At 45.1% G+C, this 24,117-nt stretch carries 18 protein-coding genes; 7 read left to right on the top strand and 11 right to left on the bottom strand.

What is annotated here, in order from left to right; translation table 11 throughout:
• Window positions 1-2: 2 nt before the first annotated feature.
• The 11 genes from H8B17_RS08550 to H8B17_RS08500 form a co-directional block, all read right to left on the bottom strand.
• Window positions 3-419, bottom strand: coding sequence for an aegerolysin family protein (locus H8B17_RS08550; RefSeq protein ID WP_190308777.1), 417 nt, complete (start codon window positions 417-419; stop codon window positions 3-5).
• 145 nt (window positions 420-564) lie between these two features.
• On the bottom strand, window positions 565-1,251 hold the full coding sequence (locus H8B17_RS08545) for a response regulator transcription factor (RefSeq protein WP_190308776.1): 687 nt from the start codon (window positions 1,249-1,251) through the stop codon (window positions 565-567).
• Window positions 1,248-2,021 carry a sensor histidine kinase gene (locus H8B17_RS08540; RefSeq protein ID WP_190308775.1) on the bottom strand — a complete coding sequence of 258 codons (774 nt, stop codon included), beginning with the start codon at window positions 2,019-2,021 and terminating at the stop codon, window positions 1,248-1,250. The genes H8B17_RS08545 and H8B17_RS08540 overlap by 4 nt, the downstream gene beginning before the upstream one ends.
• Window positions 1,979-2,662 carry a hypothetical protein gene (locus H8B17_RS08535; protein ID WP_190308774.1) on the bottom strand — a complete coding sequence of 228 codons (684 nt, stop codon included), beginning with the start codon at window positions 2,660-2,662 and terminating at the stop codon, window positions 1,979-1,981. The genes H8B17_RS08540 and H8B17_RS08535 overlap by 43 nt, the downstream gene beginning before the upstream one ends.
• 3 nt (window positions 2,663-2,665) lie before the next feature.
• Window positions 2,666-3,307: a hypothetical protein gene (locus H8B17_RS08530; protein WP_190308773.1), complete on the bottom strand. Its 642-nt coding sequence runs from the start codon at window positions 3,305-3,307 to the stop codon at window positions 2,666-2,668.
• Between the two features lie 251 nt (window positions 3,308-3,558).
• Entirely contained in the window at window positions 3,559-5,946 is a 2,388-nt protein-coding gene (locus tag H8B17_RS08525; RefSeq protein ID WP_190308772.1) for a TonB-dependent receptor, read from the bottom strand.
• A 169-nt stretch (window positions 5,947-6,115) separates the two neighbouring features.
• On the bottom strand, window positions 6,116-7,234 hold the full coding sequence (locus H8B17_RS08520) for a cytochrome-c peroxidase (protein ID WP_190308771.1): 1,119 nt from the start codon (window positions 7,232-7,234) through the stop codon (window positions 6,116-6,118).
• Between the two features lie 24 nt (window positions 7,235-7,258).
• Window positions 7,259-8,806 (bottom strand): DUF6850 family outer membrane beta-barrel protein, encoded by a 1,548-nt coding sequence (locus tag H8B17_RS08515; RefSeq protein ID WP_190308770.1) that lies wholly within the window; start codon window positions 8,804-8,806, stop codon window positions 7,259-7,261.
• A 53-nt stretch (window positions 8,807-8,859) separates the two neighbouring features.
• Entirely contained in the window at window positions 8,860-10,209 is a 1,350-nt protein-coding gene (locus H8B17_RS08510) for a DUF4876 domain-containing protein (protein WP_190308769.1), read from the bottom strand.
• Between the two features lie 4 nt (window positions 10,210-10,213).
• Window positions 10,214-12,985 carry a TonB-dependent receptor gene (locus tag H8B17_RS08505; RefSeq protein ID WP_190308768.1) on the bottom strand — a complete coding sequence of 924 codons (2,772 nt, stop codon included), beginning with the start codon at window positions 12,983-12,985 and terminating at the stop codon, window positions 10,214-10,216.
• A gap of 133 nt (window positions 12,986-13,118) precedes the next feature.
• The gene (locus tag H8B17_RS08500) at window positions 13,119-13,841 is read right to left on the bottom strand and encodes a hypothetical protein (RefSeq protein ID WP_190308767.1); all 723 of its coding nucleotides are present in this window, start codon (window positions 13,839-13,841) and stop codon (window positions 13,119-13,121) included.
• Window positions 13,842-13,978: 137 nt separating this feature from the next.
• On the opposite strand from H8B17_RS08500, the gene H8B17_RS08495 reads away from it, so the two are divergent.
• From H8B17_RS08495 to H8B17_RS08465, 7 genes are all read left to right on the top strand, one after another.
• Window positions 13,979-14,533 carry an RNA polymerase sigma factor gene (locus tag H8B17_RS08495; RefSeq protein WP_190308766.1) on the top strand — a complete coding sequence of 185 codons (555 nt, stop codon included), beginning with the start codon at window positions 13,979-13,981 and terminating at the stop codon, window positions 14,531-14,533.
• A gap of 56 nt (window positions 14,534-14,589) precedes the next feature.
• Window positions 14,590-15,588, top strand: coding sequence for a FecR family protein (locus H8B17_RS08490; RefSeq protein WP_190308765.1), 999 nt, complete (start codon window positions 14,590-14,592; stop codon window positions 15,586-15,588).
• A gap of 28 nt (window positions 15,589-15,616) precedes the next feature.
• Window positions 15,617-18,631, top strand: a complete 3,015-nt coding sequence (locus tag H8B17_RS08485) for a TonB-dependent receptor (RefSeq protein ID WP_190308764.1) — start codon at window positions 15,617-15,619, stop codon at window positions 18,629-18,631.
• Window positions 18,632-18,657: 26 nt separating this feature from the next.
• A complete protein-coding gene (locus H8B17_RS08480; protein ID WP_190308763.1) occupies window positions 18,658-20,016 on the top strand; it encodes a DUF4876 domain-containing protein in 1,359 nt (452 codons plus the stop codon).
• A gap of 18 nt (window positions 20,017-20,034) precedes the next feature.
• Window positions 20,035-21,591: a DUF6850 family outer membrane beta-barrel protein gene (locus tag H8B17_RS08475; RefSeq protein WP_190308762.1), complete on the top strand. Its 1,557-nt coding sequence runs from the start codon at window positions 20,035-20,037 to the stop codon at window positions 21,589-21,591.
• Window positions 21,581-22,732, top strand: a complete 1,152-nt coding sequence (locus tag H8B17_RS08470; protein WP_190308761.1) for a cytochrome-c peroxidase — start codon at window positions 21,581-21,583, stop codon at window positions 22,730-22,732. Before H8B17_RS08475 ends, H8B17_RS08470 begins: the two co-directional genes overlap by 11 nt.
• Before the next feature lie 138 nt (window positions 22,733-22,870).
• The gene (locus H8B17_RS08465; RefSeq protein WP_190308760.1) at window positions 22,871-24,085 is read left to right on the top strand and encodes an efflux RND transporter periplasmic adaptor subunit; all 1,215 of its coding nucleotides are present in this window, start codon (window positions 22,871-22,873) and stop codon (window positions 24,083-24,085) included.
• Window positions 24,086-24,117 lie beyond the last annotated feature (32 nt).

The raw sequence follows: 24,117 nt of genomic DNA, 5'->3' as shown, positions 1-24,117 counted from the left end.
TTTTAATATTTTACAATTAGGAGAAAAGCCTTACCGATAGGTCCTGAAGACAACGCACCTGGATCAAGTTGGATATAATAAAACGCTTTCAGCTCTTCATTATCCCAAGTAAATTGAGAAGTATTGCCGGAAGACCAATAGGGGCAATCCCATTTGTATTTTCCCAACACGACTTGGGTATCTAGATCTTTGATGGTTATGCTACCTTCGGTACCTTTCATTGCACTGTGACGACCGCAAGAATTGATCATTGACCACTTTCCATTATTGACCGTAATTTTGTCGATTTCAGCGGAAGAAACTTCTTTGTCCTTATCACCTGTTTCATAAAATTTTCCGCAGTCCAACTTGGCTTCTTCTACGCCCAGTCTTAGATTTTCAGAGCGTAATCTTAGCTCTACGTATTGGTTATACCCCATGATAAAATAATTTAATCGTTAGACTTAAAATAACCAATAGCATATCCTCGTGTTGCTTTTGGCATACACAAAGTTTGCGGTAAATGTGCAGGATTTTTAGGTAGCAATTACCTGACTATAAGAAAGAGGTAAAAATACGTGGATGCTATATGTTGATGTTATCGGGGTCGATGATTTTTTGCTGGATGGCGTAAAGTACCAATCCTACTAAATTCTTCGCACCGGTTTTAGCAAACAGATTGTTCTTATGGCCTTCCACGGTTCGGGTAGTAATAAACAGCTCATCCGCAATTTCTTTGGCTGTCTTTTGTTGTGCTAATCGAATAAGCACATCTTGCTCGCGCGATGTTAACAGCTCGCTTCCAAGTCGCGGAGGCGATACCTTATGGGATATTTGCTGCCGCAAGATATCCACTTGCTCTGGTAGAAGATAAAAGCCTCTGCGCATCACTTCGTCGAGCACCTCGATCAAGACCTTCAAAGAAACGCCTTTGGGCAAAAAAGCGGCTACACCTTTCTTAATCATAAATCCCAAGGTATCGTTGTGGTAATGGGAGGAAATGACAACAATACGCGAATCTGTGTAGCGATGTTGAATATGATCTATCAGGGTTAACCCGTCCATTCCTTCCATCTTCAAATCGATAATATAAATTTCTGGATGTTGGTCTTGCATCGTAACTAAGTGCTCCAGGCAGGAATTGCCGTCGGAGGCTTGTAGAACGATATCGAACTGATCATTGTTCTTTAAATAGGAACTTAACAGTTCAACGAGCAAAAGGTCGTCATCAACCAATGCCAATCGGTATTTTTTTGATGGGGAAGCTGTCATGAAAGGGCTTGTTTATAGAGGTGTCTACTATCGGAACAAATCGAAATAAACTGAAAACCTTTATACGATTTGGTTTTGTATTGTCCGGAGATCATCATCATCCGGTTTTGGATACTTTTGATGCCTAATCCAGCTTGGTATCCAGACTCCAGGCCTTTTCCGTTGTCACGATAATACATACACAGTGATGATGGTGTAATACGTAAATGTAAGCGGACTTTGTTGGCCTGACTGTGTTTGTCACTATTAACGAAGAGTTCTTGAATAATGCGCAGAAAATGTAATTTTATAGGGCTGGATATCGGTTGCTGCATACGGACGTCTACATAATAATCAATTTCGTAGCGGCTAAGCCAATGCTGCACCTGATTGGAAATGAGGTGTTCTAAAGGTGTCTCTTCCAGCAGGGGTGGGTAGAGATTGTGGGAAATACGTCGTACTTCTCCAATGCAAAACCTGATCTTATCTTGCAGCTTTTGAGGCTCGAGATGAAGGTCGATAGACCACTGCAGGGCAGTTAAGTGGCCATTTAGAGAGTCATGCAAATCATGTGCTATCCGGGCACGTTCATTTTCTTGACTCTCGAGCATGGAGAGTCTTAATGACTCCTTAAACCGGTGTTCGTTTTCCAGATGCGCTACTTTTTGTTGATATATGTTTTGCTGATAACGATAGAATAACCAAAAAAAACAGATCAAAATAGCGGAGATAAAAAATAGGGAAACGATTAACCAAAAAATAATGGTTTCTTCTTTTTGCCAAAGCGCCATAAGTATAGGGTCAAATAGATGTAAAAGCCGATGGTAACCAGTAGGTTTATAGTCCAGAGTAAAAATTTGAAATGGGTAGGGGCTGTAATGAAAAAATTGATGGGAAGATAGAATATAAAATTTAAACTGTAATAAAAGATCAATGCCACAATCAGACGCACTTTTTGATGATTCATCCTATCGGGACGTTGAATCATCTGCAGCAACGACACCAGCCCATAGGTGACAAGGGTTGCCGAAACGACGACGCGACTGTACGATTGATAGTGCGAAAAATCTTGATCACTATCCCAAAAGATATGATGCGCCAACTCCCAGGCCACGAAACTTCCGCTTATGAATAGCAGCAACCACCCGATTTTTCGAAGACGGGTAAGGAAATACTGCATATACATGAGGCCCACTAAAATCAATTCTGCCAAGGCATATAACTGTACGAAAACTAAATTATCTGCATAGAAATAGGGCCAACATCGGCTAGACAAATCCGCAATAAGCGCAATAGCCAGATAGGCAAACACGTAGTAATCCCACGGGTTGGATGCTTTCTTATAGCAGATTAAAGCTGCAAGGCTTAGGGTCAATATAATGGGTATGGACCACGTTGCAGCATCCAGCCATTGTACCCAATTTGACATCATGTTTTAATCAAACAAGATTTCAAATAACTGCTCTTGTTTTTTTGGTGGAAATGGAGGCACTAGACGAATCGTATCATACGAGACCTGCGGTGCGGAACGCGCCTGGTCTGGATCATCGTGACATCCTCGGATAATCAAATCCATAGACCATACGGATGTTTTTTTATCCACCTTAAATGCAAAGTATGCGCTATTGACACACGTCGAAATATCCTCCATCGGAATGATAAAACACTTTACTTTAAGTAATTCTAGAATAGCGGGATCAATAACTTTGCCGCTAAAGGTTTTGTTCCAACGATTGATGCGCTTCTGGGCTTCCTTTTCACTGATCTCAGAGGTTAGATCTACGCCCTGAGGGGTTTTCTTTATCGGTTTTGATACATAAATATACTGATCCAGACTGTCCCGATACGTGCTGCAATCAAAGGTTTCGGATAGTACAAAAAATCGGAGGGTTTTATAATCATCTGATACACCGGGGTATACATGCGCATTTTTTGCGCCCGATTGCATAAAATCTAATACGCGAAAATCAAAATGAGATTTATCGGCATAAAGGCGTTTTAAGATACGAGTGGCTTCGTGGCGTTCGAGCATACCTTTCCAGTTGTGTATATACCGCCAGATGTCTTGTTTTTTCATAGTTGTTTATAAGATTTGTAGATGTATGTTGATAACCCGCTAAATATAGGCGTAGGTACACAAATGTAGTAAAAACCATATAATAATCAATGAAAATCTTGCTGAATATTTCAGTGCCGATTGAATGTTTTATGCAGCTGGGAAGCGGCATGAAGCGGTATAAGGGCGATTAAGGTATTGAATAATCGCTAGGAATTTGGAATGATATTGATTTATCCCCCGATGACGGAATGCATCGGGGGATTTTATTTCTAAAACCGATAGGTGATACTGGCCAGAAAATTACCTGGACGTTGTGGCCGGGCATAATACCCATCACTAACCCAGTATTGGACATCCAAGAGGTTGTTTCCTTTCAAACTTAAACGAAATTTAGGGTGGTTATAATAGAGTGTAGCATCTAACAAATGGTAACCGTCCAATATAAATTGGTTGGAGGCATCGAGAAATGCATCCGATACATAGGTATATCCACCCCCAATGCCTAACCCTTTTAAGCTACCGTTTAGAAGGGCATAGGTAGCCCAAGCGTTTACAACGTGTTCGGGTGTACCCAAGGCGCGCTTACCTTCTACGCTGGTGTTCGCTTTGACAAACTTATTGTGATTATAGGCGTAGCTGGTCAATATATTCAGTCCCGGTAAGGGATTACTCATCAGCTCTGCTTCAAATCCTTCACTTTTTTGCTCACCTTCTTGAAAATAAAAGTTCATATTGTCTACGACACGGTTCGTCACGCTGTTTGATACCTGTATTTTGTAATAGGTTAGTGTGGCGTTCAGCATTTTTCCGAAAGCGAGCTTGGTACCGCCTTCTAACTGGTTGGCGCGCTGCGCCTTGAAAACGGAGATGCTTTGATCGGGCTGAATTTGATTTCCTATATTTTTGAACCCATTCATGTAGTTTCCGAAAAGGGATAGCTTTTCTGGGAGTAATTCAAAAGAGAAACCTAATCTGGGGGATAACGTGTTCTGCGTATAGGCACCCGTGGTTGCTCTGCTCAAGGTGTTATATGTACCGTCGTTGATGAAACGATCAAAGCGGAGCCCGAGCGACAGATGCAACCTATCGGCAATGGAAATAACGTCGGCTATATAGGCTCCAAGCGTTTTCTGGGTTGTTTGGTTGTGGCCTGTATTGCGTTGTGCCAAAATATGCTGAACATCTTCGATCCGGATAACAGGGGCTTCGGAAAGCCGGTTTAGATCGACAGATTCAAAAACTTTTTCGCCATATCCTAATCCGTCATAGCGTGTGTAACGAAGATTTTGGACCCAATCGACCCCAATGACGGCTCTGTTAACGAGGGAGCCAATTCGGAAATTGCCTTTGAAATTTTGTTGCAAGTTATGCCGCGCTGTGTTTTCATCGCTGAAGGCTCTTAGAATACGGTCTACAGAATCTCGGGTACGCCAGATCATGTCGAAAATATAGAGGTCATCATATGCTCCGTTCCCCCAAGCATACTTTGTTTCTGATGTCCATTGGTCGGATATTTTATAATGGGCTTGAAAGAGGACGTTGCCCGATTGTTGTTGGCTTGTTAGGGAGTTGTCGTTAAGCGATTCTTTATATGAAAGGTTTAGATCGTTAAAGCTTCTTTCCTCGAGACTGGTGGATATGAACCAACCGGCGGGTGTAATGCCTTTCTGGCTGGAATAGTCTGCATCTAACGACAGATCGAGACGGTCGTTCACACGGTAATAGAGGCTGGGGGCGATAAGCATGGAATTGTTGCCGCCTTGGTATTGAAATGAATTTTCCTGTTGACGTGCTACGTTTACACGGAAAAGTATGTCCTTTTCTTTATCTAATGGTGTGTTGATATCGGCAGTAAGCCGGTTAAAATTCCAGCTTCCCGCACTGTAAGCAACCTCCCCGCCGAAGGTTTCGTATGGTTTTTTGGTAATGTAATTGATTATACCGCCGAAAGAAGTCATCTGCGCACCGAAGAAGGTGGAATTAGGGCCCTTGATCGCTTCAACGCGTTCTACATTTGCCAGATCAATGCCTGTACGTAGATAGGTGGCCATACCGTTTCTAAAATTCTCTGAGGTCTGAAAGCCTCGGGAAAAGAAGGCAGGCATGCCTGCTCCAGTTTTGGAAGGAGCAGCGCCGGGAATATTGCGGAAGGCTTCGTCTAACGATATAGCGGATTGCTCTTTTATCAGCTCTTTATCCACGACACTGTATACTTGCGGGTTTTCAAGATAGGGTAGGGCTATACGTGCTACGTCTTCGCTCTGTTTTTTAGAGCTAATTTCGTATTTGTTTCCGACAACCAATACCTCAGAAAGATGCTGTGCGGAATGTGAGAGTACGAAATCTTGTTTGTTTACCCCTTCTTTCAGGGTTATCTTATGTGTCTGCAGATCGGTACCGAGCAGTTTGACCTCTAAAAGATGTTCGCCCACCGTGGCTCCTTCTATAAAGTAGTAGCCTTCTGCATTGGCCATGGTTGATTTGCCATGGTTAATGCGAACGGTGGTATGCGGAGCTGGTAGGCCATCCTGTGTCGTGATATAACCTTGTAGGGATGCGGATTGACCATGGGTTTGGCTGTAGGTCAATAACGGATGATAGAGTGACAAGATGGATATAAAAATAATGGTACAAATGTGTTTTATGGAGGTTTGCATTTTTTGTATAAAGTTAATAGCTAATAAAGTTGTTAATCGTGTTTCCGGCACAACGTTTGGCAATGGAGTGCTGGATTCTTATTTTTTGATAAACGAGCTATCGGTGGGCCATGATTTGAAATAGAGGAACGGTTTGAGATCATATGTTATGGAAATATATCCTCCTATGTTAACGCGGCAGCGATTCCGGTCTGCGCATACGGTATTTTGTCGCGGTAATGGCCTGCATAAATGCGGCGATATCGGCTATTTCCTCTTTGCTGAGATTCAATTTTTGCATGAGGGGATCCGTAACGGGATACAGAGGATCCGCCGCCTTTTGCTCGGGTGTAGCACTATTCATTTGCATGCCGCTGTTGTACAAATTCAACAGACCGGTCATATTCCAAAATAAGCCATTGTGCATCCAGGGATCGGTATTCATAACATCCCGTAGGGACGGTGTACGAAATTTTCCGACGTCGGCTGGATCTTTCGTCACATGGTATCTTCCGAGATCTTCATATTTTCGTTTGTAATAGGTTAGACCGATATTGTGAAACTGTTCATCGGTCATGAACTGACCGTGGTGGCAATTCATACAGCGTGCCTTGGTACGGAAAAGGTGCATTCCGCGTATTTCTTGATCGTTCAGGATCTTGTAGTTTCCGTCTAGGAATTCGTCAAAACGACTTCGGCGGCTTTTGAGTGTGCGCTGGAAGGCGGCTAGCGCTTTTACAACTTCAGATATCGACCAGTCTGGGGTTTTATAGGCCGCTTGAAACAACGTGTCATAAGCCAGAATAGCCTTTAGCTTCGGCACAAGTTCGTCGGTTTTCATGTTCATCTCGTGATGGGCGGCAATAGGAGACAACGCTTGAGCTTCAAGCGTGGAGTCGCGTCCATCCCAGAAGAGTGTTTGACGAGCGTAGACGTTCAATAGAGAGGGCGTATTTCTAGAGCCTTCTTGATGGTCGTGACCGATCGGAACGGTGAGTTTGTCTGCCCAGGAAGTTTGTGGGTTATGACAGGAGCTGCACGATATCTGGTTTGACCCCGATAGGATGGGATCGAAGAAGAGGAACTTTCCAAGTACAACTTCGGGAGATTCCATGATTTCGAAGTAATTGCTGTCTACCTTGGGTAAGGACTGGAATTCTTTCCAGACGATGCCGGAATCAATAGTGGGTGCCGGCCACTCGGAAACCGGTCGGGAGTACAAGCGTCGAAGGTCTTCCTGATATTCGGAAAGGAAGGATAGGAGGAAGATACCTAATATAACAGTGAAAATTACTAAAAATCGTTTCATAATTAATATGCTTCTATACCTATGCTAGAGGTAAAAATTTATACCTAATTGCCATGCCGTGTTGTTTCCGCTGTAATGCTGGGTGCCTGGATATATTTCTCCTCGATAGTTAGCCGGTCTCGTCCATCCAAAATCTACATACCACCCTATCGTATAATTTTTCATGGACGCCCTGTCAATATAAGCTAACCGGGTTTGTAACGACAGAGCATTGGTTCCGTAGTGATAGTGTTCGGGATAAGCGATTCCCGTTGAAAAAACATTCAGTTGCGTGCTAGGAATATTTAGTTCGTTACGCAGTGCTATACGGTAGGAAGGGCGGAAGGCCCAACGTATCCGGTTCTCGGACGGCAATACATAGGTGAGGGCGAGCGGCACACCCACATCCATCCAACTGCGCTGCATGTAGTGGTTTGTGGAGCCGTCTGTACGTTCATCGTAGGTGATGATGGTCTCCATTCCAAATTCTTTGGGTAAACGGCTTTCGGACTGTAGTGTTTTTGTAAAGCCGATTAAAGCACGTGATTGTTTTAACACGTAGTTTTTACGACGCATGTTGCCATGGAAATCTTCTCCTTGTTTGTGTTCGGCAGCTAGACGTATTGCTAGTGGGTTGATTTGATGCTGGATACCGAAAATGGAAACACGGAAGGCATCGAGCGAAAAACGTTGTTTAACGTAGTAATCGACCATTCGGCGCTGGTCGTTGGTGCTGTTCTGCTGGGTCTTTAGATATTCGCCATGCCATAGCACTTCCCAATTGGCCTTACGTGTCTTGCCGAGCAGTGCGAGGCCTTTATAATGGTCGTATTGCCGCATATCGCTGCTGTCTAGTGCTAGACTGATATTGCCGTAACCATAACTGGTTCGGTAATGGTATTCTGGAAAGGCATTGCCAAAGGTGTAGGGTGTGTGTTTGTAGCTGAGATTGGTTTGTGCATTGGCGTACCCCCATATTCCCTGTACCGTCGTCTGTAACGTGCCGTGACGATAGGAAAGACTGGGTTTTAGCACGAGTTGCATGGTATAATGCTCCATTCGGGGATCTACCGAGCGTGTCGCCCAGTGGTGGAGATAGTCCATTTGCAGGTCAGCGCGCCATTTATCCGGCTTCAGCGCGTAGCCCACGTGGGCAGTGGCTTGATATACCTGCCTTTCGAAAGTACCTGCTTTCGGAACAAAGTAATAGGTCGGCATACCATCAAGTTGTGGTCCACGGAGGGCATAGGCTAAGCTATCCTGCCAGGATTTACGGAATTGGAAGGAACCGGATACATATACACGCGAACCGATCTTGTTGTAACCGCGTGCCGCAAAAGCTGCCGTTTGCTGCTCCCTTTCGGTTTGTGCTGTCCGGAAATCGTTCCGTTTTGATAGATAATGGAGATCGGCGACACCGAAAGCTTTCAGTTGCGTACTATCCCAGAGAAGCGTGGGGTGAGACAATAAAAAGTCTATGTATTGTTCGCTGGCTGAATAGCGCAAGATACTGTCCGACTTATAGTCGTCCTGCGCTTGGATAGTAGCCGGCATACAACAGCATAGTAAGAAAAGGTATGGAACGTATTTCATCGTATACAAAATAATACGAACGGGGTCGTGTATCCCGTTCGCTTATGTAGTGGCTAATCCAAGAAGGACGACGCAGATTTAGAGACATCGGCCCTTTCAAAATACCCGAAATCTTCGCTGGAATTGTTCGTGTCTTGCAGCACGCGTCTTCCATTGATAATCTTCGATGTTTTACGGATCAGGGACTGGCTGGAATACTGTCCTGCCGGTACATGCGTTCGTACGGCATCTAAACTGATCGGAAGCCGCTTTGGTACGCGGGAGGCTTCGGTTGGATGCTGTACTTCTACGGCATCTTCGATGTAGCTCACGGGTATTTGTTTAAACTTACTAGTTGTAGCTGTTACTTCGCGCACGTTTGGATGGGTATAGAGGGGCAAGTCGGCGGCGTCTATCTGGCCTGCGACAGGTTTATAAAGATAGAATGCATCTCGACCGTTCGCTTGTAAAATCATATCATTGCGGCCAGCAGCATAGATGACATCAACGTTGGACACCGCTGTATTATCGATGTCGTAGCGATAGGGCTCGCCTAGGTATTCTGCTAGGTAAGTTTCAAAATCGGCATTCGATAGGTCGACTGTCAAGCTGGGATCTTGCACGCTAACTGTTTTTCCACTGTTATCTACATAGCTAGCGGCATGATTTATGGCATTGGCTGCAATAATAATGCTTTCGCCGGGATTGACAGGATATTTTTTGCCTGTCCCATCACTCGGGATCATGAAGATATTATAGGCATAGATATAATCGGTGTTTGCATTCAATCCGGGATCGGTTACCATTCCGATCGATTTATTCCAATCAAATTGAAGGTTGGACTGATACCATTCGCCGGCGGTCGTGTTGTTTTTTCCTTCTACCTGCCCGAAATACAGGCTATCGGCGTACATAATCTGGTTGGAGTTGTTGTAGATTTCAAAAAACGTATCGCGAAAGCTGGCACCTCTTTGGCCATTCGATCCAGCATAATAGATCTGTTTGAAAACCCAGCTGCCCACGCGTCCGATCAGGAGATCTAAATTGGTCACGGTATTTTCATAAACTTGCAGCTTTTCGACCGATCCATTGAAATAGATATCTTCGTCGGTGGTGATTCCCGTTACGCTCGTGTAAGTCGCTGCATCGACGACCAATGTCGTGGAAACATCGTAGGTGCCGGGTGTGAGGCTTTCAAAAATAGCCTTGTCGGCTGCATTGGGCGTTGCGCTGAAACTTGCACTGGTGGTATTACTGCTTATCTTAACGACTGCCTTGGAAACGTCGAAACTAAATTCACCTTCTTTCGCGGCGACTTGTATTTCCAGGGAGACGGATTGAGCGAGGTCATTGTCGTCTTTGCTACAGCTCGACAGTACACTTATGAGGAGTGCGATTAAATAGAGGTAGGATTGCTTTTTCATGTTATTAAAATTTGATTGTTGTTCCTATGGTTAAACTGGGTTTGCTGTTCGGATTAAAGATCAATTCTTCTCCATTAGCCAGCTGGGTGATCTTGAAGGGTCGGATATCGAAGATGTTATAGCCCCGGAGATTGATCCGGAAATTTTTGCGGATTTCTTTTTCTACACCTAAGTTCATGGTGATAAAGGTCATGGGTTGTATAAGGCGCGAGGCATCTGTTGATGTTCGTACCAGCCGATCAAACGGCTCGGTAGACAGAAGTTCGTCTGTAAGTTTTACGTAGTTAATATCATCGTCAAGATAGGCGGTGGGATATAAACTGCTGGTAACGTTTTGCTTGGCCATCCAGTTGATATCGGCCGAAAAATTCAAGACAAAACCAATACGGGACAGGTGGGTCACGGTATTCAGTTTGCTCATCAGCATCCTGTTGTTATGGGCTGTTGGCTGGTAAAAAACGCTCTTTATAAAACTGCCATTCTCCAGGTCAATACGTTGCGGCGGTTCGTCTGCTTCGTCGCCTACGCTACTAAATTTATTATACGAAAAGGAGGTGTTTAAGGAAATACTGGTGTTGATAAGTGGTAAACGCGGTGTACTGATAAACCAGTCAAAACCCCAGGTTTCGGAACGGGCGCCGTTGATCATGTTGAAATCCAAGAAACCTCCACGGATGATCTGCTTACCAGTTTCTGCATATTCATATTTACCGGTCTCTTGATTGAACCAAAAGTTATACTCCGGAAGTATATAGCGACGTAGCTGCTGTTGTTGGGCAAACCCATCCCAGTTTCGTTTATAATAGGTGTAAATAGAACTGGTAAAGAACGTGTTTCGATGCTCCACACCAAACTCAAATTGCAAGGATTTGGAAGGTTTGAGCTTGCTGTTGTCGGGCGTGAATCTATCGGTGAATAGGAGGTAGAACGATGAATCCAAGGTGCCGGTGGTAGCAAGCGCGAGATCGTAATCGATGTAAACGGGGCCGGGGTATAAGTGGGCTAAGGTAGGTGCTTTACTTCCCAATCCGAACCCGGCGGTAAAACCCCAATGTTCATTCCACCGCAGACGCGAGTTGATTCTGGGTTGCAGGGTACCATAGCCATTTTGAATATCATAGCGTACACCGATATTGTTGGATAGGGTGCGTTCGCCAAGTTTTACGTTGAAGTTGTCTTCGATATATAGGCCAACATTCTGTGCCGTGGGCAAGCTTTCATACGAATACGGGCGGAGGTTTTGATCATTATTGCCCGAAAAGCGTGGACGGTTGGGATCGGATAGGATACCTTGTCCGCCATTGTTGGATATCGTGTAGTTGATACCGTACTGTAAATTATGGGTAACCGTTCCCCAGGGAAGGCTTGAATTGGCCGATAGCGCTAACGAACCATTCAAGGGCTTGCCGATGATAATCTCTTCGGCAACGAAGCGTCCGTCAACGAAAGCACCCTCGTAAACACCGGTAGTGTCTAAATTGGCGACGGGGAATATCGGCCCTTTATTCATGGCGTAAGATGAATAAGATTCTTGTTTTCCCGCGGAAATATTGGCGTTCAGCTGGAGGGATTTGACCCACTTGCTGTCTATCTCATAGCGCAATCTGTTGCTAATACCAAATCGATTGTTGCTAAACTGCGATGTCCGTAGGGTTTCGTCATCGGGATCTTGCCGTTTCCGGTCGTTCCGGCCGGAATAATCCAGGGATAAGGTGTTTTTGAACCGATCAAAACTGCGTGTCCAGATGATACTTTGGCCATAACGGTTGAACGATTTGACTTTGTCTTTCGGGTCGGCATTGCTGTGCGTCCAATTGGTGCTGAAATTGATCGCGCCCCAGTTGCCCGGCAATTGAAATCCTTTGCTTACGGAGCTACCGGTCGAACCACCATTGATATTGAAACTTACTACGTATGGACTTTTACCGGCTTGCCGATCGATAATGACGGCGCCATCGGTCACCTCGCCATAACGGGCTGGCGCGATACCCTGGATCACTTCGATGCGCTCAATATTTGTCGTGGGTATGTCGCGAAGGTCGATACCCTGAAAAGGCGTGTCGTAGGCTTTTGTATCGCTGTTCCCAAAGTAGCTGTCTCTGTATCGACCACCGTTTATCCTGGACCGATTAAATCCGCCTCGGGCAAATCCCTGTGCTTGCATGTTGGCATCGTTGGATATGCGCATGTCGTCGATAATAACCGCGATACCCAAGGAGTTGTTTAACTGCTGCACGGTGGTGGCATTTGTTTCGGGTATACCTCTTCTCATGTCGAACCCGCCACGGAAATTAAGAGTCGAGAGACTATTCATGTCCAATGGTTGCATTTTTTTTCCGGGAAGGGAGTTCATAACATCAACCAAACTGAAAGCTTGTAGTTGGTCAATGGCCTGCCGGTCAATCGTGATGGAAGAATTGGACTGTCCATCCTGTGAGTAGGTGGGCAACACATTAATCTCTTCGAGGGTAAGCGATTGATCGATAAGCTGTATAACGGGTGTTTTCGGAATATTGGATACAGGATAGGAAATATATTTCGTCTGTTTGCCAATAAAGTTAATGCGTAGGCGTACGGAGTCTTGATGGGGCAGAAGGGTAAAGCTGAAGGCGCCGTCTTTTGAACTGAGCGTTGTTTCGTTGGCGTTGATATAGAGTACAGTCGCATATACCACGGGACTGTGCGCATCATCGATAATTCTACCGGTTATACGCTGTTGGCTATATCCGTAAGAGGCTAATAAGCAAATAGCTAATGTGATGTATATCCTTACCATTAATTAGATTAAATCTAAATTGATGGCAAATATAGAAAAGATTTTTTATCGTATATGTATTTTTATGCCTTTTGAGACATACTTTTTTTTACCGGAAGTTTATGTTCCTGCCGCCTACTTTTTTGATCGAAGATTAAGTATCCGAGTCACTTACGTCAAAACCTGCAGAGGTGGGTTCCGATTTTTCGGTCTTGACCAATTCAAGGTTGTTGTCGTGGTATTTAAAATGATCTTGGACATCCCAGGTCCAGCTCTTGTTTTCTCGCATATTAATGCTGGTCACGGTATAAGCGACGACAATTTCATCGTCGTTGACGGACAGATCTATTTTGTCGAACGTTTCTTGTACGGTCGAACCATCCGGTATGGTAGGGCAGTTTTCTAGCTTTTTCAAAGCGGTGCTGTCGCTGCGGAACCAATGACGGAGAAATCCGAGGTGGGTATCGGAACATTGGTAACCGAGGTCTAAGGCGGTAAGGATTTTACATTTTAGGTTGCTGCGGTTTGGAGTTGCTTTACCATCCCAAGCACATTCGTTGCCAATGAATGTAGCGACATACCCCAAGGCGGCCTTTTCCGGGTCGCTTATCGTTTTGATATAGGCTTCGTCCAATACGAGCGTATTGATCGTGGCGTCGTATGCTGGATCAAATTGTTCCGCGCGCCATAAGAATTTTACGTGTTTATTTTTTAAGGTGATAGAAGAACTGTCTGCCGTAGGTTGCTTCGTGTCCGAGGAAGCGGCATGAGTCGTTTCGGTATCTGTTTTTTGAGGCGATTGGCAGGCTGCTATCATCATAATTGCGAGTATGGATACCCATCGGGTATGGGTGAATAATTTGCGTAGCTTGTTCATGTCTCTATCTTTAATTTCCGATTAAAGGTATATAAATTTTGATTGGTTTTATTATCGACACGAATAGTCTTTGTGTAGCTTTGTTTATGAAGTCTTAATTAGAATAATTATAAATAATATTTACCTTTGCTGCGAATATGCAAGAGGTTTGGTTAAAAGTAAAAGAAGGAAACCAGGAAAGCTTTATGGAGCTTTACGATAGGTACTATAAGCCGCTCTTTCACTATGGACTCAAGATCAAACATGATCGGGAACTGGTGAAGGAGTGCTTGCATATACTTTTTTGTGAACTCTGGGAACAAAGGGAACGTTTACCTGTACCGAGGCACGATGTCCGGTTTTATCTCTTTACCTGGTTAAAACGTATTATTTTCCGGGAGGATAAGACCGTGTATGTACCACTTGATCAGCTGTCGGAGCAACTAACAGAACGATCTGTTGAAGAAGAACGCATTGAAATTGAGGAAATATGGGAACTGCATAAAAAATTAGAAAGGGCGCTGTCAAAGCTTAGCAAAAAACAACGTAAATATATTGAATGGCGCTTCTTCGAAAACAAATCTTATGAGGAAATTGCCAAGCTTGATGACGTCTCTATTCGTACAGTTTATAACGTAATCTATGAAAGCTTAAAAAGGCTTAAAGGCGATATTTACGCATTTTCTGTACTTATTTTTATTTTTTCTAAATAAATCCGGTAAAAAACCTTCTTTTTCTACACTACTCCTTAAAGCAGGCGAGAAAGCAGATGGAAAAATTAACGATTGAGCAGCTTATTGCGGAAACAAGTTTCGTAAACTATTGCTTACAGAAGGATGAACACGATGTGGCCTATTGGACGGCTTGGATAACGGATCACCCGGAATACCGCACGCTGTGCGAGGATGCAAAAAAGATGGTGCTCTTGTTGATGGACGAACCAAGTGAGCGGGAGTTTGCGGTGGAACGGCAGCGCATAAGAACGTATATTGGTGCGATAGATAGGGGTGCAAAGGGAAAAACGATCTATTGGAAGTGGCCCGTCGCGGTAGCTGCTGCGATTTTACTCGTGATTGGCTTCTGGCAATTTATGGGCCCATTATACGTCGATCCGAGTTCCGAAGACACTGTACCCGCGTGGGTAAACCAGCAGGTTCCACCTAAAAAGACGATGTCCCTGACCTTGGAAGACGGCACCAAGGTAACCCTGGCGCCCGCTTCCAAATTCGCTTACCCAAAAACTTTTTCTGATACGCTACGAACCGTGCGATTGGACGGTTCGGGATTTTTTGATGTGCAAAGACAGGCGGATAGACCGTTTGTCATTGCTACATCGGACCTGCAGATACGGGTATTGGGAACATCCTTCAGCTTAACGGCTTTTGAGGAAGATGAGCAGTTGCAACTGGCACTCTTCTCCGGAAGAGTCGCTGTTTCTGGGGATCAAGTCTATAAAGAAATTGATCCGGGGACAGCACTTACATTCGATAAAACGGATGGGACATTATCGGTTTCGTCTTTTAACCTGGATCGGACTTCGCCGGGTCGGGTGGATGAACTGCGGTTTGAGAATGCTCCCTACAAAGAGGTTCAGCGCAAGTTGTCGCGCCATTATGGGGTCACGTTCCGTGCTGCACCTGATATCGACTTACATTTCTCTGGCAAGTTTAAACAGGAATCATTGGAGAACGTGCTATCCGGCTTAACGCATACGACCGGATACCGTTTCTCGGTAAAGACAGATACCGTTTTCGTGACACCAAAATAATTGTTTTCTATTTATGCATGCGCTATATATGTTAAGCTGCAGGTCTGTGCTGCTGCTTTGTTTCATCGGTTTTTCTTTAGGGGGGTATACCCAGGAAAAAATAATTCAGCTGGACGCTGAACAGACGATGTTGCACGATATTTTTAACGAGCTGGAGCAACAGACAGGCTATGCCTTCACGTATGACGCGAAGCTGATTCGTCTGCAACGGCGGGTCAGTATCCGAACGGCAGGCAATCTTGGGGACGTCTTGGATGTGCTGGGCAAGAAAACCATGCTTGATATGCAGATCTCGGGGAGAAATATCTTGGTCCGTCCAGTGCGGTACGGCAAACTGAGCGGAAAGGTGGTGGACGAACAGGGTGTACCGCTTGCGGCCGTCAATGTCTATGTCCGGGAATTCAACCAGCAATACATCACGGATGAACAGGGGGGCTTTAGCATAAACTACCCGGTCTCGCGCTATGCGAAATTAAATCTGGCTTTCTCGATGCTGGGCAGACAGGAACAAACAATGGAGTTATCGCTAGCCGAACAGCACCAAACGGTTCCTACGATGACCATGCCTACCTTAAGCGTGGGATTGGAAGAGATTGCCGTGAACCCAACGACCCGTAAAGAACTGAGTAGTAACAGCTCCCTTTATATAAACAGGGAGGTGATTGAACAGTCGGGCGCCTTAAGTCTACATGACTTGCTAAATCTGGTGCCGAATAAAAAGATTGAATCGCCCTCCCTCCAACGTGTACAACAGGCGACCTTACGAAGCAATACGCTATCCACCGGATCGCAAGGTGCAAGAGACCCTTTTGCGATGAATAACGCGTTTGGTGTAGCGATTATTATGGATGGGATTGCGCTTTCTAATAACAGCAATATGCAGACGCTTAATCCTGGGATGACGGGCATGGGAAATGCATCGGTAGACGTGGGTACGTCGGGATTGGTAGGGAGTACGGATCGAGGTATGCGCTATTCGGGAGACTATGCGTACGGCGGGATAGATTTACGGCAGATTGCGACAGATAATATCGAAAGCATAGAGGTCGTTGCCGGGGTCGCATCGGCTAAATATGGCGATTTAACGGATGGGGCAATCATTGTAAACCGTATTGCGGGACGTTCGCCGCTACATTTCAGTATGCAGCTTCGAGACAATGCCACAGTATATGGGCTAAGTAAAGGCTTTCAAACCAATAAATGGGGAGCGTTTACCATTGGTGGTAATTTTACCCGTTCTTTTCAGGATAATAGGGATAAATTGAAATCCTACGACCGCTTGTCTACCAATATGATGTGGAGTACGTCTGCAGGGTTTAATAAGGCATTTACAAATACATTATCTGCGGATTATGGCCGTAACCTGGATAACGTCCGTCGTGATCCGGACGACCCTACAGCATCCCTAGCCCGTTTTAGAAATTACAATTTTTCCGTGGCTAATCGTAGTAATTACCGGATCGATCAGGGTTTTCTAACCAATGTCGGGCTGAATCTCCGCTACAGTCAATCGTACCAAAATACATACCGGGAACGGTTTATGAATGGTACGTATATCATTTACTCCGATGCTACAGAGGTAGGGCTTACTAAAGGCATCTATGCTCCGGGTATTTACACTTCCGTAGACCATATCGAGGGGAAACCGGTTGATGTGTCGGCTAGGCTGGATCTCAATGGAAAATATTATACGGGCGATGTCCTGCATCAGCTCAGTTTCGGGCTGAATTATAATTATGCCAAAAATCTAGGTCGTGGCCAATTGGTGGATCCTTCGCGACCGAACCAGTTGGTATCTGCAGCGACCTCCGGTAACCGATCGGCTCGTTACTATGATTTTTCGACGATACATGCGCAACAGCAGCTTGGAATATACGTGGAGAATACGTTTGAAACCAGATTGGCGAATAGGCCTTTGTACACCCGGGTAGGGACAAGGGTAGATAAATTTGAACAATATCTCACTTTTTCTCCGCGGGCTAACTTATCTTACGAATTAACACCCGACTTCCAGTTGGGGTTAGCTTATGGGTATGCTAGTAAGGCGCCGGCTTTAGGACAACTATATCCCGGACCTGTGTATTTCGAAATCCCATTGTTCCAACATACTGCGGTTACAGAATCGGGCGCTGTGGACGAAGTGAATAGTTTATACTTGTTGTACGTCGATAAGTTTATGCCGGATAATAGCGCCCTCAAACCTTCGGGTTCGCAACAATGGGAAGGTACGGTTCGGTATCACAAACGTGGTTTTCAGTTGGGTCTGAATCTGTACCTGAAGGAAACATTTCGTGGGATCAGCACATTAAATGATTATGCGCTTATTGAACTGGATGAATACCACAGAAATCCGAGCGGTGCTCCGCTGTATATTATTGATGGAAGAAAACAGTATCGCCTGCCGCGCCACCGTTTTGCGAACTTGAACAAGACGCGAAACAGCGGTATAGAACTGATGGCATCGACACCTAAATGGGAGGCGATCCAGACATCGTTCAATTTACGAGGAGGTATCAGTCAAACGGTATATAACCCGTCAACGAATAGCCAGCGTAACTTTACGAACCCGAGTACAGATGTAGATTATGCGGTAACGGGTGTTTATCCGGGGCTGAAGCGCAAGTCGGTGAGTAGTAACGCGGCAATAACGTCCAGTACGCATATACCAAAAGCGAATCTGGTCATCAACTTTATTGCGGAAGTTAACTTGATCAATAGAACGGATACCGATGCCGCGGAAGGGGTGCCGATTGCCTACTATACTGCGGATGGACGTTACATAACCATTGAAAATTTTGATCAAAATAACCTGCAATATCGACATTTGCTGGTGCCGCAACAGGAGCTCAATAACCAGAATCAACCGGCGGTGTATAGCAATTTTCATCTCAATCTATCAAAAGAGATAACCAAGCGTTTGACACTTACTTTTCAGGTTTATAATGTATTCAATTACCGACCACAATACCTGCGTTCAGATAACACATTGATTATACCGAACGACAAGCCGACTTATGGCGCACAATTGAGATTGAAAATTTAATTTAAAACATAGCAACTTTAAAAATAATGACTATACTAGAAATGAAAACTATCCGATTTGGAATCTTGCTGCTGACAGTCCTGACAGCAGTTACAGGCTGTAAGAAAGACGAAACGCCGCAAAATGTGCCGGTAGATGTCGATGTGTCGGTAAGCTTCGCGGGGGAGGAATATGCTAAAAATCTCGACGTGGAGGGAGTTACCGTGAATGTGTATAGCGCGTCGGGACAAATGGTCTTTCAGGGGACGACCGATGCAACAGGAACAATAAAAGTAGAACAGCTCTCGCCAGCTACGTATACGTTGCAAGCAACCAAAGTGTATGCCGCATCCGACTTTAACGCCGCGATGGGAAAGACAGAGGAAGCCGATGTGACGTTCACGACAGAGCAAAAAATAGTGGAGGTTAGCATTGCAAGCGAGAAATCTTTCGACCTGCAATTGATGACGGGCACAACGAATGCATTGGTCATCAAACAGATATACTATACGGGTTCTCATGCACAACAGGGAGCAAGTTTTCGAGACCAGTTTATCGAAATTTATAATAATAGTGACCACGTGGTGTATGCTGATGGACTTTACATTGCAGAAGCTTATGGCGCAAACAATGCCAATGCACAATATGCTTACCAACCTAATAGTGGGCAGTACGATTGGAGTAAATCATATGGTATGCCGGCCAATTTGAACGCGAATGTAGATTATGTATACGCCCGTACCATTATCCAACTGCCTGGGGACGGAGAGCAATACCCGATCCAGCCGGGGGAAAGTATCGTGGTTGCTTCGACAGCGGTCAATCACCAATCGCCATATACGGGTACGGATGGCGTGACGATTAGCGTGCAGGATCCTTCGCTGACAGTCGACCTGAGCAAAGCGGATTTTGAAGCTTATTATGCGCCTTATATAGAAACTGGACGGCCGTTAGCTTCGGACGTGGACAATCCGACAGTACCAAATGTAATTGTCCATAGAAGATCTGGTAATGCCACTGATCTCATCATGGATCAGACGGGGCGTATAAGCTGGTTGATCTTTAATGACGAGGGAATGGGCGCAGTGAGTAGCTGGAAGGGCTATGATCTGCCGTATACTGACGGACGGGAGAGAACAGATGGAACGTATATACAAATTCCGGTGGCGAATATCATCGATGCGGTTGAATTGCAGTCGTCCTCGACGTCTACGGTATATCCTAAACGCTTAACGGCGCAGCAGGATGCAGGATGGATCGCGGCCAACGGTGGAGCGCGGTCGTCCGATGCGGTTATTCGGAAAACAAAGGATGTAGTCAACGGCAGAAGGGTGCTCATGGACACGAATAACTCCACCGAAGACTTTTTGTCTATAAAGGCGAATCCAAGAGGGTTTGCAGACTAATGCTTAAAAAATGGGAACATGATGAGACAACGAATCGGGACATTCTTTTGCCTGTTCATCTGGGTTAGTTTTACCAGCTCGCTGATCTACGGGCAAGAGGTGAACACCCTAGATACGATAGGTCGTAAGATGCGGTATGTTGGAATCGACCACCCGATGTGGTTGGAGCAATTGGTCGAACCACGCTATAGTGATATCCGCTTGGGGTATGGAGTGGAGAAAGGAGGGTACCGTACAGCACAGCAAGCCGATAGAATACGACAGATTGGATTCAAAAGTGAGGGAAGTGTAACGATTAAGGATGTACGACTTTGGGGAAGCTTTAGCTACAGGAATGCTATGGAAGATAGTACCCGGTTCGGTCATCAGACGCGTCATAATCCACAGGCTCCCTTTTACTTTGCCTCATACGGGGCTAATCATTACGAGCGGACAGACTACCGTATACAGGTAAGAGGGCAACGCTATTTTAATAATAAAAAATGGTCGCTTTTTGGGGGAGTGGACTATGTCTTGGGTGATCATTTCAGTAATAATGACCCGCGTGGAAGTATCGATGTATTTCAAGTGGATGGGAGTTTAGGCGTAGGGTATGAATTGGCTGCGGATTGGCAGATCGGGATTGAGGGTGCGTATGGATATGGACAGGAAGCAGTAGAGGTGGCTTATAGAAACGATCAATATGCACTCCAGGCCATAGAATCACCTTATTTGAATTATACCGTTTATGGCTATGGATGGCGCGTGCAAGACTGGTTGTTGGATAAGGGCTTGCACTACCAGACCAACATGAAACGCCCGGCGATGAAGGGATACGTTTCACATACTGTAGGTAAGAGTAGATTATATGCCTATATGGAATACGAAAACGAACGCCATCGCTATGAACAGGTGTTACGGAATGAATCTCGTAAAAACGACCTAACGGCTTATGAAAGCGATGCTTTTGATTATGGCGTGCAATGGCATATGAAAAAGGATAACCGGCAGTTTTACTTGTATTTTCAAGGTTTAAATAAGCGAGGTAAGGATAAATTACCAGCAGAATGGAATGGTTTGAATAACTATGTATACCAAAGCGACAGGTATCATGTGCTCGGTGCCTATAGCCGACAGCACGACCGTTGGCAGTATGATTATGAAAGTGGATTTGTGTATAACCAAGAAAGGAAATACGACGGTGGTTCTGGAACGTTGTTGGACTATATGCGGATAAACACGGAGTTGTCATTTATGATAACTCGTATCACCGCGAAGAAACAACATCTTCAGGTAGGGATTGCCGCTCTAGCTAACTTTACACCAACGTTGCAATGGGAACTTCCACAGATAAACGAAAATATTTTCCATCGGTATGTGTTTTACCATGATGTGAACTACTACCAGACGAATAACTATGGTGGAGCGGTGAACCTGGGCTTTAGACAGCTTATTAATGGGGGTCGATTTCTGCATTGGAGCTTACGTTATCAAAGCGTGTTGGCGAATGGATTTGTACCGATGCAAAATATATATGATGCCTATCCGGCAAATGAACGATCACAGCTAAATATATCAATGGCTTATGGATTTTAGAAGGTTGTGGATTGGTTTAATCGTTTTGTTGACACCCTGTGTTTTGGTTCTGTTGACAGGCTTTTGGAACGGTGATTATTCCTTGGAAGAGTTGCGTGCTCGTTATAGCAGTGGAGATATCAACCAGTGGCCAGAAGCGCATTTGGATGAAAGTGTACGGTTGGGGTTCAAAGATATCGGCCCATTGAACAAGGCACCGTACCCCGATTATAACCCCTATACTAAAGAAAAGGCGGCTCTGGGCAAATTGTTGTTCTTCGATCCACGTTTGTCAGCTTCGCGTCAGATATCTTGCGCCAGTTGTCACGATCCACAGCTGGGATTTGGAGACGGAAAGAGCTTGGCGCATGGTCATGACAGGCGCACCGGCAAACGGAATGCCATGACGCTCTACAACGTGGGACATTACGATACTTTTATGTGGGATGGCCGCGCAGCATCTTTGGAAGATCAAGTGCTTCTACCAATCCAAGATCCAGTGGAAATGAATGCTAACTTAGATAGTATGATAGCCGGAATAGCGGCGATAAGTGGATATCGACCGTATTTCTATGCTGCCTTTGAGGATGGCGATGTGACAGTCGATCATGTACAGAAAGCACTGGCTACGTTTATTCGCGGTATAAACAGCTATCCGAGCAAATTTGACCGTTTCGTAACTGGAAATGTGAACGCGCTCAATGATCAGGAGCTATTGGGAATGCATCTGTTCCGAACGAAAGCACGTTGTATCAATTGTCATAATACGCCGTTGTTTTCGGATAATAAATTTCATAACGATGGCCAAGCCTTGTATGGTACTCGGCAAGAGGATTTTGGACATTACCATATTTCTGGAAAGCAAACGGACATAGGTGCGTTTAGAACCCCGTCATTGCGGGATGTTGCGCTGACTGGTCCGTGGATGCATCACGGCAATTTTCCCACGCTACGTGATGTGGTTGAGCTATACAATTTTGGGAACCCTGCGCCGATACAAAGAAGGGTGGTGGTAGACGAACGTACCCGTCCTATACCGTCTCCTTTGTTAAGAAAGCTTCACTTATCCAAAGAGGAGGTAGATGCTCTCATTGCTTTTTTACAGGCCTTAAGCAGCCCGGTGCAACGCAGAGTGGAAATGCCGGATTTAGTTAGTAATTAGTACGACAACGCGTCATTAACGTTGCTTACGTGGTGTCGTCTCCACATTAGATTTTGGTCATTTTTCAGCATAATATGGTTATAGCCGTGGAATAATGTGCTCTACTTTTGTATATGAATTACAATCATATACGGAACCATGAAAAAAATTAGATTTAACACAAAGCGGAGTTATCGGTTAGAGCTCGGAACATTTATTGTTATCATGCTGGCTGTTTTCGCGTTTGCGGCAACTCGAAAGGAGGAGGAAGCGCCGCCTATAATAGAACCTACAAAGATGGCAGTAGAAACCTCCTTGCCGGTTTACGAAGAGATTACTGAATGGGATGAATATACAGGACGGTTTGAAGCGAGCGACCGGGTAGAGGTACGGGCGCGTATAAGCGGCTTTTTGAAAGAGGTGCGTTTTACGGACGGGCAGTATATCAAAAAAGGGCAGGTACTATTTGTCATCGACCAAAGGCCTTTTAAAATCCAGCTGGATGAGGCGGAGGCAAGCTATGCAGAAGCTAAGGCCGGCTTGAAGGCCACGCGAGATGAATTTGAACGGGCAGAGTCGCTCCGGGAATCTGGCGCCATGTCGGCGGAGGAGTATGATCGCAGAAAACAAGCCGTGGCACGTTCTGAAGCGAGCTTACAGTTAGCGCAGGCTAAAGTTGATCACGCGAAATTAAACTTGGAATTTACCGAAGTTAAGGCGCCTATCTCGGGTTTGGTGAGCCGCCATAAAGTGAATGAAGGCAATTTAATCGATGGGGGAAGTGCGGGGTCGACGCTACTTACGACGATTGTAGAAACGAGTCCTATCCATTTTTATTTCACAGGGAGCGAGACGGATTATTTGCGATATGTGCGGTTAGCAAAGGACGGAAAGCGAGGTGAAGTCCGGAAACAAGGGGTTGACGTTCAGATCGAGTTGACGGATGAAGTTGGCTTTGCACACGTAGGGAAGCTGGATTTTGTCGATAATGAGATCGATAACCGTTCGGGGACAATAGAACTCCGCGCAGTGCTTCCCAATGAAAATGGCTTATTAGAACCGGGAATGTTTGGCAAGGCCAGGTTTTTGGGCAGTGCTAAATATGAAGCCATTATGATCCCTGATGAACTTATTGGTACAAACCAGACGTTTCGCTATGTATATGTATTGGGCGATAACCAGGAGGTGGTGAGCAAGAATGTAACCTTAGGGCCATTGCATTCCAACGGTTTGCGCATTATCCGGGATGGCCTAAGCGCAACCGATCAAGTTATTTTAAACAACTTGCAAAAGATCGGCCCTGGAATGGTGGTCAACCCGACAAAATCTACTTTAAAAGGTCAGGAATCAAGTCTTGCAGCTTTACAACAGTAATCCCGAATAATTTTTTAGATCTACTCGAATTC

Source organism: Sphingobacterium arenae, from assembly GCF_014692505.1.
GTDB lineage: Bacteria > Bacteroidota > Bacteroidia > Sphingobacteriales > Sphingobacteriaceae > Sphingobacterium > Sphingobacterium arenae.
Note: the sequence above shows the minus strand (reverse complement) of the source record. Positions and strands in the feature narration are given on the sequence as shown.